This is a genomic window from Pseudomonas paraglycinae (assembly GCF_021601625.1).
In the GTDB taxonomy this organism is placed as follows: Bacteria; Pseudomonadota; Gammaproteobacteria; order Pseudomonadales; family Pseudomonadaceae; genus Aquipseudomonas; species Aquipseudomonas paraglycinae.
Genome location: NZ_BQHR01000019.1, coordinates 1 through 12,975, shown reverse-complemented (window position 1 = coordinate 12,975; position 12,975 = coordinate 1). Strand labels below are relative to the sequence as shown.

General features: G+C 61.8%; 9 protein-coding genes and 1 pseudogene. 5 read left to right on the top strand and 5 right to left on the bottom strand.

The window, feature by feature from the left end:
- The first annotated feature begins 27 nt into the window (after window positions 1–27).
- A complete protein-coding gene (locus L6D82_RS23715; RefSeq protein ID WP_085745209.1) occupies window positions 28–2,064 on the top strand; it encodes a sensor histidine kinase in 2,037 nt (678 codons plus the stop codon).
- Window positions 2,065–2,067: 3 nt separating this feature from the next.
- Complete coding sequence (locus tag L6D82_RS23710; RefSeq protein ID WP_236191788.1) at window positions 2,068–2,652, top strand: cob(I)yrinic acid a,c-diamide adenosyltransferase; 585 nt, start codon at window positions 2,068–2,070, stop codon at window positions 2,650–2,652.
- Window positions 2,653–2,712: 60 nt separating this feature from the next.
- Here the strand turns inward: L6D82_RS23710 and L6D82_RS23705 are convergent, their stop codons facing one another.
- The 4 genes from L6D82_RS23705 to secA all read right to left on the bottom strand — a co-directional run bounded on the left by L6D82_RS23705 (window position 2,713) and on the right by secA (window position 8,427).
- Window positions 2,713–3,657, bottom strand: coding sequence for a Nudix family hydrolase (locus L6D82_RS23705; RefSeq protein WP_236191787.1), 945 nt, complete (start codon window positions 3,655–3,657; stop codon window positions 2,713–2,715).
- Window positions 3,654–4,286: a glutathione S-transferase family protein gene (locus L6D82_RS23700; protein WP_236191786.1), complete on the bottom strand. Its 633-nt coding sequence runs from the start codon at window positions 4,284–4,286 to the stop codon at window positions 3,654–3,656. The genes L6D82_RS23705 and L6D82_RS23700 overlap by 4 nt, the downstream gene beginning before the upstream one ends.
- Before the next feature lie 62 nt (window positions 4,287–4,348).
- Window positions 4,349–5,566, bottom strand: coding sequence for a bifunctional glutamate N-acetyltransferase/amino-acid acetyltransferase ArgJ (argJ, locus tag L6D82_RS23695; RefSeq protein ID WP_236191785.1), 1,218 nt, complete (start codon window positions 5,564–5,566; stop codon window positions 4,349–4,351).
- Between the two features lie 122 nt (window positions 5,567–5,688).
- Complete coding sequence (gene secA / locus L6D82_RS23690) at window positions 5,689–8,427, bottom strand: preprotein translocase subunit SecA (protein ID WP_085745213.1); 2,739 nt, start codon at window positions 8,425–8,427, stop codon at window positions 5,689–5,691.
- A gap of 307 nt (window positions 8,428–8,734) precedes the next feature.
- Between secA and L6D82_RS23685 the strand changes: the two genes are divergently transcribed.
- Window positions 8,735–9,190, top strand: a complete 456-nt coding sequence (locus L6D82_RS23685; protein WP_236191784.1) for a DUF721 domain-containing protein — start codon at window positions 8,735–8,737, stop codon at window positions 9,188–9,190.
- Between the two features lie 10 nt (window positions 9,191–9,200).
- Here the strand turns inward: L6D82_RS23685 and L6D82_RS23680 are convergent, their stop codons facing one another.
- Window positions 9,201–10,688, bottom strand: coding sequence for a helicase HerA-like domain-containing protein (locus L6D82_RS23680; protein WP_102717299.1), 1,488 nt, complete (start codon window positions 10,686–10,688; stop codon window positions 9,201–9,203).
- A gap of 188 nt (window positions 10,689–10,876) precedes the next feature.
- Between L6D82_RS23680 and L6D82_RS28750 the strand changes: the two are divergent.
- Both L6D82_RS28750 and L6D82_RS28745 read left to right on the top strand, forming a co-directional pair.
- Window positions 10,877–11,908 (top strand): annotated as a pseudogene (locus L6D82_RS28750) (HAMP domain-containing protein); the annotation flags it as partial.
- Window positions 11,909–12,001: 93 nt separating this feature from the next.
- The gene (locus L6D82_RS28745; protein ID WP_371855245.1) at window positions 12,002–12,766 is read left to right on the top strand and encodes a methyl-accepting chemotaxis protein; all 765 of its coding nucleotides are present in this window, start codon (window positions 12,002–12,004) and stop codon (window positions 12,764–12,766) included.
- Window positions 12,767–12,975: the final 209 nt, after the last annotated feature.

The window sequence follows — 12,975 nt, the reverse complement described above, 5'->3', positions numbered from 1 at the left end:
ACTTGTTCCTTTGCTGCGATAAACCTGATGCCATTGCGCCAGCGTCTTGAAAACCTGCCGGTCGGCCAGAAACTGCTGGCCGCCCTGCTGGTGCTGTTGACCACCGTATTGCTGGTCGCCAACCTGACCTTTATCAGCGCCGCCTATTACATTTCCCAGGAAAGCATGGCGCCCCAGGCGTTGCAGACCATCGGCCGGCTGGTGTCCAACCCGAGTCTGGTGGCCGAAGCCTTGCAGTCGCCGCAAAGCGCCGAGCGCCTGCTCAAGGAGCTCGACAGCTATTCCCCGCTGCGTGCCGCCGCTTTATATGACGGCAAAGGCGAACGTCTGGCGCAACTGCAACACGGCGACAAACTCAAACTGCCGGAACGCTACCGGCACATCGAAGCCTGGCAACTGACCGAGTTTCGCAGCAACCAACTCATCACCCTGCCCCGCCCCGGCACTGCACCGGGCCACCTGCTGTTGGTGGCCAGCAGCGAACTGCCAGTCGCGTTCTACACCGGCACGCTCACGGCCAGTCTGGGGATCCTGATTTTCAGTGTGCTGCTGTGGCTGGTCATCGCCCGGCAGATCAAGCGTCTGATCACCCGGCCGATCCATCAGCTGGAAGAACTGTCCCGCCAGGTGACCCGCGAGGAGAACTACGCCCTGCGCGCCTCCCGGGGCAACCATGACGAAATCGGCAGCCTCGCCGAAGCATTTAACACCATGCTTTCGCGCATCGAGGCCCGGGAGCAGCAACTCAAGCGCGCCCGCGATGACTCGCAAGCAGCTTACGATCAGGCCCAAGGTCTGGCTGAAGAAACCCGCCACACCAACCGCAAGCTGGAGCTGGAAGTCCAGGTGCGCAGCAAGATCGAGAAAAAACTCACCGGGTTCCAGAACTACCTCAACAGCATCATCGACTCCATGCCCTCGGCGCTGATCGCCCTCGACGAACAGCTCTACGTGACGCAGTGGAACCAGGAGGCCAGCGCCCTTTCCGGTACACGGCTTGACGAAGCGCTGAACCAGCCGATCTTCCTCGCCTTCGAGCCGCTCAAGCCGTTTCTGCCGCAACTCAAGCAGACCGTCGAACAACACACGGTGGCGAAAATCGAGCGGGTGACGTGGTTCAAGGACGACGAGCCCAAGCACTACGCCCTCACCTTCTACCCATTGATGGGCGGCGCCGGGCGCGGCGTGGTGATCCGGATCGACGACATTACCCAGCGCCTGTCGCTGGAAGAAATGATGGTGCAGTCGGAGAAAATGCTGTCCGTGGGTGGCCTTGCCGCCGGCATGGCTCACGAGATCAACAACCCGCTGGGGGCGATCCTGCACAACGTGCAGAACATCCGCCGACGCCTGTCACCAGACCTGCCGAAGAACCTCGAACAGGCCGAACAACTGGGCATCGAACTCGATACCGTGAACCGTTATCTGCAAGGTCGGGAAGTCCCGCAACTGCTTGACGGCATCCAGCAGGCCGGCGCCCGGGCGGCGAAGATCGTCACCCACATGCTCAGTTTCAGTCGCCGCAGCAACCGCCAGATGGCACCGTGCGACCTGCCGGCGCTGATCGATCAAGCGGTGGAAATCGCCGGTAACGACTTTGACCTGGCCATCGGCTTCGACTTCAAGGGTCAGGCGATCATTCGCCAGTTCGACCCGGCGCTGGGCCCGGTGCCCGGCACCGCCAACGAACTCGAACAGGTGCTGCTCAACCTGTTGAAGAACGCCGCGCAGGCGATCCACCAGCGCGAAGATGACAGCGAGCCGGGGCGAATCACCTTGCGCACCCGGCTCAATCCGCCCTGGGCCGAGATTCAGGTCGAGGACAACGGCATCGGCATGAGCGAGAACGTGCGCAAGCGCACCTTCGAGCCATTCTTCACCACCAAGGAAATCGGCCAGGGTACGGGCCTCGGCCTGTCGGTGTCGTACTTCATCATCACCAACAACCACAAAGGGCAGATGGAAGTGCAGTCGGCGCCGGGGCAAGGCACCTGCTTCACCCTGCGCCTGCCACTGGCGCAACCGGCGCCCATCGCCGCCGAAACCAATCAACTACCGAGGTAAACCATGGGCTTTCGCTTGTCGAAGATCTACACCCGCACCGGCGACAAGGGCGAAACCGGACTCGGCGACGGCCGCCGGGTGCCCAAGGATCACCCGCGCATCGAGGCCATTGGCGAGGTCGATACGCTGAACAGTCAGGTCGGCGTGCTGCTGGCCGGATTGATCGCCGAGCGCGAAACCTGCCCCGGGCTGAATGAGCTGATCGACGTGTTGGCGCCCTGCCAACATCGGCTGTTCGACCTTGGCGGTGAACTGGCGATGCCGGAATATCAGGCATTGAACGCAGCAGAAATCGAACGGCTGGAAGCCGCGATCGATCTGTGGAACGAGGAATTGGGGCCGCTGGAGAACTTCATTCTGCCGGGCGGTTCGATACTGATTGCCCAGGCCCATGTCTGTCGCAGCCTGGCGCGCAGTGCCGAGCGGCGTTGCCAGCATTTGAATGCGATAGAGCCGTTGGCCGGGGTTGGCGTGGCGTACATCAATCGCTTGTCTGATCTGTTGTTTGTGGCGGCCAGGCTGATCGCCCGGCGCCAGGGTATTGCCGAGATTCTGTGGCAACCGGCGGCGAAACCTTCAGATCAGTAGCGCCTGTCAGGCCCCCTTCGCGAGCCCGCTCGCGAAGGGGTCAGTCGCATCAATGCTAATTCAGGCCTCAGGCCAGAACGCCCGAATCCCCGCCACACCCTGAGCCCCGGCATTCCACGCTTTCTCGCGCTCCGCCGGGCCGACTCCGCCCAACAGAAACACCGGTTTGCTGAAGCCTTCGATCAGCGTCGAAGCCTGCTCCCAGCCCAACGGCTGTGCATCCGGGTGAGTCAGGGTCGGCTGCACCGGCGACAGGGTGACGAAATCCACGCCCATCTGCTCGGCCAGCGCCAGTTCTTCAGCGTTGTGGCAGGACGCCGCCAACCAGCGCTCCGCCGGCAGCGGACGCCCCGCGGCCGCGTACTTGCGCAACTGCGCCGAAGTGATGTGCCAGCCCGCGGCCGGGAAATCGCCCAGCCACTCGAACGGACCCTTGATCATCAACTGCGCCTTGCCGGCGCACAGTCCGACCGCGTCTACCGCAAGGTCGCGGTATTTCGGGTCATAACCATTGGGCGCACGCAGCTGGATCAGCTTGATGCCACCGGCGATTGCCTTCTGGATGCCGCGCAGCAAGGCCGGGGTTTCCAGGTCTTCCGGGGTGATCAGGTATTCGGCGGGCAGACGCGCGGCCGCGACGATCGGCTGGTTGGCCGCCGGGAATTCGTAATCCGTCAGCTCCTTGGCCGAAACCCAGGCCAATGGCTGGCCTTCGGCACCATGGGGTTCGCCGGTAAAGCTCGAGACTTCCCAGACATCCAGCAACACCTGTTTGTCCGGGTAATCGTGGCGCACCTTGATCAGCGGCCGCGCGGCGCCGACGACAATGCCCAACTCTTCGTGCAGCTCGCGGGCCAATGCTGTTTGCACCGACTCATCGGCTTCGACCTTGCCACCGGGAAATTCCCAGAGGCCGCCCTGATGCTGGGTATCGGCACGCCGGGCGATCAGAATCTTGCCGCTGCCGTCACGAATGACGGCGGCGGCGACGTGTACACGTTTCACGACTGCAATTCCTCCAGTCCTGCCTTTTGCCAGGCCTTGAAGGCCGGCCACTGGTAGACGGTTTCAACATAGGCTTCATCCTCGGCCGGCAACTTCACCTGATAGGTGCGCAGGCGCACGGCAATCGGTGCGAAGAACGCATCGGCCAGCGACACCCGACCAAACAGGTAAGGCCCAGGCTCGGTCGCGACGGCGCGGCATTCGGCCCACAGCGCGAGCATGCGCTCGACATCGACCTTCACTTCCGGCGGCACCGGGTTGAGCGGCGCGTCGTGGCTCAGGTTGAACGGCATGTGGTTGCGCATGGCGAAGAAGCCGCTGTGCATCTGCGCGCAGGCGGATCGCGCCTGGGCTCGGGCGAAGATATCGGTCGGCCAGAGTTGTTCGGAAGGAAACTGCTCGGCCAGGTATTCGGCAATCGCCAGAGAATCGGCGACGGTGCCACGGGCGGTTTTCAGCAGCGGCACCTTGGCGGTCGGCGAGTGCGCCAGCAGCCGCTCGCGGGTGTCGGGCTTGCCGAGTTTGACCAGTTCTTCGGTGTAGGGCGCGCCGGTCAGTTCAAGCGCCAGTGCCGCGCGCAGGGACCAGGAGGAAAGCAGTTTGTCGCCGATGATCAGGTGAAGGCTCATGTTCGGGTCCTTTCATGGGACAGAAGAAAAGGAGGTCCGCAGACCTCCCTCTTCGGCAGGGATCAGGTGCGGTATTCGGCGTTGATCTTCACGTACTCGTGGGACAGGTCGGTGGTCCAGATGGTTTCGCTGCAATCGCCGCGACCCAATTCGATACGGATGGTGATTTCTTCCTGCTGCATCACCGCCGAGCCCTGGGCTTCGGTGTAGGTCGCGGCGCGGGCGCCACGGCTGGCGATGCACACGTCACCGAGAAACACGTCGATCTTGCTCACGTCCAGATCCGGCACGCCGGCACGGCCGACGGCGGCGAGGATGCGGCCCCAGTTCGGGTCGGAGGCGAACAGTGCAGTCTTGATCAGCGGCGAGTGGGCCACGGTGTAGCCGACGTCCAGGCATTCCTGGTGATTGCCGCCGCCGTTGACTTCAACGGTCACGAACTTGGTCGCGCCTTCGCCGTCACGCACGATGGCCTGGGCCACGTCCATGCACACCTCGAACACGGCCTGTTTCAGCTTGGCGAACAGCTCGCCTTCGGCACGGGTGATTTCCGGCAGCGCAGCCTTGCCGGTGGCGATCAGCATGCAGCAGTCGTTGGTCGAGGTGTCGCCGTCGATGGTGATGCGGTTGAACGACTTGTTGGCACCGTCCAGCATCAGGTTTTGCAACATGTCGCGGGAGACTTTGGCGTCGGTGGCGATGTAACCGAGCATGGTCGCCATGTTCGGACGGATCATGCCCGCGCCTTTGCTGATGCCGGTGACGGTGATGGTCACGCCGTCATGCTGGAACTGGCGGCTGGCGCCTTTTGGCAGCGTGTCGGTGGTCATGATGCCGGTGGCGGCCGCTTCCCAGTTGTTTTCCGACAGATCGTCCAGCGCGGCCTGCAAGGCGCCTTCGATCTTCTCGACCGGCAGCGGCTCGCCGATCACGCCGGTGGAGTAAGGCAGGATCTGGCTGGCATCAACGCCGGCCAGTTCAGCCAGTTTGGCGGTGGTGCGCTCGGCAGCAGCCAGGCCCGGCTCGCCGGTGCCGGCGTTGGCATTACCGGTGTTGGTCAACAGGTAGCGCACCGGGTTCTGCACGCGTTTCTTGGCCAGGATCACCGGCGCTGCACAGAAAGCGTTCAACGTGAACACGCCCGCCACGGTGGAGCCTTCGGCGCAACGCATCACGACGACATCCTTGCGCCCCGGGCGCTTGATGCCGGCCGAAGCGATACCGAGTTCAAAACCGGCAACCGGGTGCAACGTTGGCAAAGGACCAAGACCAACAGCCATGAATGCGCTCCTTACTCAATGATGTCAGCACCGCCAAGCGTAGTGACGGTGGTGTAAATGGCAAAACGCCGCGACGGCTGGTGCCGGTCGCGGCGCGGGTATTTCAGCGATTGAAACGGGTTTTACTGGATCTGCCCGTGGCAATGCTTGAATTTCTTGCCCGAACCGCAGTAGCACAGTTCGTTGCGGCCCAGCTTCTGCTCGTTGCGCACCGGGGCGGTGGCGAGGGCCACATCGACCTCTTCACCGACCAGTTCCGGTTGCGCTTCCAGGCCAGGAGCCTCGGCGTGTTCGAACTGCATGCGGGCGGCCAGCGCTTCGGCTTCCTGACGCAGGCGTTGTTCTTCTTCGGCCGGATCTTCGCGGCGAACCTGAACGTGCGACAGCACACGGATCGAGTCGCGCTTGATCGAATCCAGCAGCTCGGAGAACAGCGTGAAGGACTCGCGCTTGTATTCCTGCTTCGGGTTCTTCTGCGCATAACCACGCAGGTGGATGCCGTGACGCAGGTGATCCATGGTCGACAGGTGGTCTTTCCACAGGTCGTCCAGAACGCGCAGCACGATCTGCTTCTCGAACGAACGCAGGGCTTCGGCGCCCGCCTGGTCTTCTTTTTCGTTGTACGCGGCGATCAGCTCGTTCATCAGCTTCTCGCGCAGGGTTTCTTCGTACAGGTGATCGTCTTCGTCGAGCCATTGCTGGATCGGCAGCTTCACGCCGAAATCGCTGGCGATCGACGCTTCCAGACCGGCCACGTCCCACTGCTCTGGCAGCGATTGCGGCGGAATGTGCGCGCTGACAGTGGCGTTCAGGACGTCCTGACGGAAATCAGCGATGGTTTCGCCGATGTTGTCCGCGGCCAGCAACGTGTTACGCATGTGATAGATCACTTTACGCTGTTCGTTGTTGACGTCGTCGAACTCGAGCAGTTGCTTGCGGATGTCGAAGTTGCGGCCTTCAACCTTGCGCTGCGCCTTCTCGATGGCGTTGGTCACCATACGGTGCTCGATGGCCTCGCCAGGCTGCATCCCCAGGGCTTTCATGAAGTTCTTCACCCGGTCAGAGGCGAAGATGCGCATCAGGCTGTCTTCCAGCGACAGGTAGAAGCGGCTGGAACCGGCATCGCCCTGACGGCCGGCACGGCCACGCAGCTGGTTATCGATACGACGGGATTCGTGACGCTCGGACGCGATCACCTGCAGACCGCCGGACTCCAGCACTTGCTGGTGACGCTTCTGCCAGTCGGCCTTGATCTGGGCGATCTGCTCAGGGGTCGGGTTTTCCAGCGACGCGACTTCAACTTCCCAGTTGCCGCCCAAAAGGATGTCGGTACCACGACCGGCCATGTTGGTAGCGATGGTCAGGGCGCCCGGACGACCGGCCTGCGCGATGATTTCAGCTTCTTTTTCGTGGAACTTGGCGTTCAGAACCTTGTGTTCGATGCCTTCCTTCACGAGCAATGCGGACATGTGCTCGGAGGTTTCGATGGTCGCAGTACCCACCAGTACCGGACGACCGGCAGCCATGCTTTCCTTGATGTCGTTGACGATCGCCGCATATTTCTCTTCGGCGGTCAGGAACACCAGGTCGTTGTAGTCCTTACGGGCCAACGGTTTGTTCGGCGGAATGACCATAACGTCCAGACCATAGATCTGGTGGAATTCGAATGCTTCGGTATCAGCGGTACCGGTCATGCCGGACAGCTTGGTGTATAGACGGAAGTAGTTCTGGAACGTGGTCGATGCCAGAGTCTGGCTTTCGGCCTGGATATTCAGGTTTTCCTTGGCTTCGATGGCCTGGTGCAAGCCTTCGGACAGACGACGACCCGGCATGGTGCGACCGGTGTGCTCGTCGACCAGCACGACCTGGCCGTCTTGCACGATGTATTCGACATTGCGGTTGAACAGCTTGTGCGCACGCAGGCCGGCGTAAACGTGAGTCAGCAGACCCAGATTATGCGCCGAGTACAAGCTCTCGCCTTCAGCCAGCAGGCCAACACTGGCGAGTTGCTCTTCGATGAACTGGTGACCGGCTTCGTTGAGTTCGACCTGACGGGTCTTCTCGTCGACGGTGAAATGGCCTTCCTGGGTGACTTCGCCTTCGACTTCTTCGACGTGCAGCTTGAGTTTCGGGATCAGCTTGTTGATCTCGATGTACAGCTTGGAGCTGTCCTCGGCCTGACCGGAAATGATCAGCGGGGTACGCGCTTCGTCAATGAGGATGGAGTCGACTTCGTCGATCACGGCAAAGTTGAGTTCGCGCTGGAATTTCTCTTCCATGCTGAACGCCATGTTGTCGCGCAGGTAGTCGAACCCGAATTCGTTGTTGGTGCCGTAGGTGATGTCGGCGGCGTAGGCGGCGCGCTTCTCTTCCGGCGGCTGGAACGGCGTCACGATGCCGACGCTCAGACCGAGGAATTCATACAGCGGACGCATCCAGTTGGCGTCGCGGCGGGCCAGGTAATCGTTCACGGTCACAACGTGCACGCCCTTGCCGGACAGCGCGTTGAGGTAAACGCCCAGAGTACCCACCAGCGTCTTGCCCTCACCGGTGCGCATTTCGGCGATCTTGCCTTCGTGCAGGGTCATGCCACCGATCAGCTGGACGTCAAAGTGGCGCATGCCCATGACACGCTTGCCGGCTTCACGGGCGACCGCGAAGGCTTCGGGCAACAGCTTGTCGAGGGTCTCCCCCTTGGCAATGCGGTCCTTGAACTCTGCGGTCTTGGCGCGCAGTTGATCGTCCGAGAGGGCGACCATCTTCTCTTCGAAGGCATTGACGAGCTGCACCGTCTTGAGCATGCGTTTGATTTCACGCTCGTTCTTGCTTCCAAAAAGTTTCTTTAACAAAGGCGCAAACATATCGGCAGGATCTTCCACACTAAAGGGATGGAGGGCGGCCCCGTGAGTCGCCCGTGCAGCCCTCATGGCCGCATGCGAACGAGCATTCTACCCGGAAACGGTGGTGAGGAAAGTGGGGATATTCCACGATGCTGGCACTGCGCTTTGACGGGGCTCACTTAAAATAGGGGCGTTTTGCTCAACTTCAAGCCGTACAGCGAAGAAGTTAGTCGTTGATTTAATGGGCAAAGCAGGGACAAAAGCAATGGGCGAGTGAAATGGCTGCCATCTGCTACCATGGCGCCTCTGTCACTTCAGGTCCTAGATCATGGCATTTCGCCCTCTCACAGCCAGAGCGCCCGCCGTTCTGCTACGCGAAGCCAGACCGCTGAAAGCCATCCTCGGTCATGCCCAGCGCCTGGCCCATCTGCAACGTCTGCTCGAAAGCCAGCTGCAACCTGCCGCCCGTGAACACTGCCGCGTAGCCAAGTGGCGCGAAGGCGAACTGTTGCTGATCGTCACCGACGGCCATTGGGCCACGCGCCTGCGCTATCAACAGAAGCGCCTGCAACGGCAACTGCAGATGTTCGACGAGTTCGCCAATCTGACGCGAATCAAGTTCGCCGTACGGCCACCGACCATCCAGCGCGAAGCGAGCGGGCCGACGATCGACCTGTCAACGGATGCGGCGGCGACCATCCAGGCCACCGCCGACGGGATCAGCGATCCGAATCTGCGAGCGGCACTGGAACGACTGGCCGCCCACGCCAAACCCAAAACCTGAGCCTTGTTGATCAGCGGCGTTTGCTGCCGCCGAGCAATGAACCCATCAGACCGCGCACCAACTGTTTACCCAGCGAATTCGCTGCCTGGCGCATCGCCGACTTGAGCGCCTGTCCCGCCGCCGTGCCGAGGAATTCTCCGGCCTTGTCCGCCAGACTCGGCTCTTCAGCGGCCGGTTTGCCCGGCGCCGCTTCAGCCTCGGGTGCCAGCCCCTTGCGCCCCATCAGGATTTCATAGGCCGACTCGCGATCGATCGGCTTGTCATAACGGCCCTTGAACGGCGAACCGGCAATCAGCACCGTGCGCTCGGTCTCGGTCAACGGCCCGATCCGCGATTGCGGCGGCGCTACCAGCACTCGCTGGACCATTTCCGGCGTGCCCTTCTCCTGCAAGGTGCCGACCAGAGCCTCGCCAATCCCGAGTTCGGTGAGCACCGACAAGGTGTCGAACGCCGGATTCGGCCGGAAGCCGTCCGCCACCGCCCGCAGGGATTTCTGTTCCTTGGCGGTGAACGCGCGCAGGCCGTGCTGGATCCGCAGTCCCAGTTGCGCCAGCACATCGTCCGGCAGATCGCCCGGCGACTGAGTGACGAAATACACACCCACACCTTTGGAACGGATCAGCCGCACCACTTGCTCCAAGCGTTCCTGCAACGCCTTGGGCGTGTCGCCGAAAAGCAAATGCGCCTCATCGAAAAACAGCGCCAGCAGCGGTTTGTCGGCATCGCCGCGCTCCGGCAGTTGCTCGAACAGTTCGGCCAGCAGCCACAGCAGGAAAGTCGCGTAGACCTTCGGCGCCTCATGCACCAGACGACTGGCATCCAGCAGATGGATGCGGCCGCGACCGTCAGCGGTCGGTTGCAGAATGTCTTCCAGTTGCAGCGCCGGTTCGCCGAACAACGCCTCGGCGCCCTGCTGCTCCAGCGTGGCCAGACGCCGCAACAGCGCCTGGCTGGAGCCGGTGGTGAACAGCGCGGCGTCTTCGCCCAACAGCTGCGGATTGTCCTTGAGGTGATTGAGCAGCGCCTTCAGGTCTTTGAGATCCAGCAGCAACAGGCCTTCGCGATCCGCCACCTTGAACGCTGCGTACAACGCCGATTGCTGGCTGTCGGTCAGTTCCAGCAGGGCGCCGATCAGCAGCGGGCCCATTTCACTCAACGTAGTGCGCAACGGATGACCGGACTGACCGTGAATGTCCCACAGGGTCACGGGATACGCCTGAGGCGTGTGCTTGAGCCACGGCATGCCGGCGATGCGCTCGGCGATCTTGCCCTGGGGGTTGCCGGCAGCACCGAGGCCGCACAGGTCGCCCTTGACGTCGGCGGCGAACACCGCGACCCCGGCGTCGCTGAACGCCTCGGCCAGACGCTGCAGGGTGACGGTTTTGCCGGTACCGGTTGCGCCGGCCACCAGTCCGTGACGGTTGGCCAGACGCATGGCCTGGGCGATCGGTTGCCCGGCGAGGTCAGCGCCGATTACAAGTTGCGAAGATTCAGGCATTTGGTCACCCAATGGTTAATCTTTGATCGAGCATGGCCGATAGCTAAAGGTGACAGATGCGACTGACATCCGCATCGGAGATTTCCCTAAGGAGAAGCGGAAATACCTGCTTGTACCCATCAAGCCCACCTGGCGAGTATCTATAGAAGCACGCCCTGAATAATAAGACCTTAGCGGAACCCCAAGCCATGAACAAAAATCTGCGTTTCAGCCATAAAATCCTGCTTGCCGCCGCCCTCATCGTCATTGCCGCCTTCGCCTCGTTCACGCTGTACAACGACTGGTTGCAACGCAATGCGATCCGCGAGGACCTGGACAATTACCTCAACGAGATGGGCGAGGTCACAGCCGACAATATTCAGACCTGGCTCAGCGGGCGCATCCTGCTGATCGAGAACGCGGCCCAGAACATCGCCATCAACCCCGACCCTGCCGCCGTCGCCAGCCTGCTGGAACAGAAAGCCCTGACGTCGACCTTCATGGCGTCTTACCTCGGCGACGCCACCGGGCACTTCACCATCCGCCCGGATGCGAAGATGCCGGACGGTTTCGATCCACGTGTTCGTCCTTGGTATAAAGGTGCGGAAAGCAGCAGCTCTTCGACCCTGACCGAACCGTACATCGACGCCGCCACCGGCCAGACCATCATTTCCATCGCCACCGCCGCGAAAAAGGCCGGTCAGAGCGTGGGCGTGGTGGGCGGCGACCTGAGCCTGCAAACCCTGATCAACACCCTCAGCGCCCGGGACTTCTCCGGCATGGGCTACGCGTTCCTGGTCAGTGCCGACGGCAAGATTCTGGTGCACCCGGACAAGGCCCTTGTGATGAAGTCACTGAAGGAAGCCTATCCGCAGGACACCCCGCGCATCAGCAGTGACTTCAGTGAAGTCACCGTCGACGGCAAGACCCGCATCGTCAACTTCACCCCGATCAAAGGCCTGCCGTCGGTGAACTGGTACATCGGCCTGTCGGTGGACAAAGACAAAGCCTTCTCGATGCTCAGCGAATTCCGCGCTTCGGCCGTGATCGCGACCGTGATTGCGGTGGCGATCATCATTGCCCTGCTCGGCATGCTGATCCGTATCCTGATCCAGCCGCTGCACGTGATGACTCGTGCCATGGAAGACATCGCCGACGGCGAAGGCGACCTGACCAAGCGTCTGACCATTCAGAATCAGGACGAATTCGGCGTGCTCGGCACCGCGTTCAACCGTTTCGTCGAGCGTATTCACGGCTCGATTCGCGAAGTGTCATCGGCCACCGGCCAGGTCAACGAAGTCGCCCTGCGGGTGGTCGCGGCCTCGAACTCGTCGATGTACAACTCCGACCAGCAAGCCTCGCGCACCAACAGCGTGGCTGCGGCGATCAACCAGCTCGGCGCCGCCGCCCAGGAAATCGCCCGCAATGCCGCCCAGGCCTCGACCCAGGCCAGCGACGCCCGCGGCCTGGCTGAAGACGGCCAGCAAGTGGTGGAGCGCAGCATCAAGGCCATGAATCAGCTTTCGAGCATGCTCAGCGCATCGAGCAGCAATATCGAATCGCTGAACAGCAAGACCGTGAACATCGGCCAGATCCTGGAGGTGATCACCAGCATTTCCCAGCAGACCAACCTGCTGGCGCTCAACGCGGCCATCGAGGCAGCACGTGCCGGTGAAGCCGGTCGCGGCTTTGCGGTGGTGGCGGACGAGGTGCGCAACCTCGCCCACCGCACCCAGGAATCGGCGCAACAGGTACAAACCATGATCGAGGAGCTGCAAGTCGGCGCCCGCGAATCCGTGAGCACCATGAGCGACAGCCAGCGCCACAGCCAGGACAGCGTGGACATCGCCAACCTCGCCGGCGAACGCCTGAACAGCGTGACCCAGCGCATTGGTGAAATCGACGGGATGAACCAGTCGGTGGCCACCGCGACCGAGGAACAGACGGCTGTGGTCGAGTCGATCAACGTGGATATCACCGAGATCAATACGCTGAACCAGGAAGGTGTCGAGAACCTGCAGGCGACGTTGCGGGCTTGCTCGGATCTGGAGCAGCAGGCTTCGCGCTTGAAGCAGTTGGTCGGTAGTTTCCGAATCTAAGATCAAGATCAAAAGCTTATCCCCTCACCCCAACCCTCTCCCCCAAGGGGGCGAGGGGGAAAGGGAGCAGATCGGGGTTAATTCAAAACCTGAGTTCGGCTCGATATCTCAGGTCGATGTATAGCGAAAGAACAACCCGGTCAATTCCCTCTCCCTCTGGGAGAGGGTTAGGGTGAGGGCCTGGCGCCCTCAACCCCACCACAAATCCC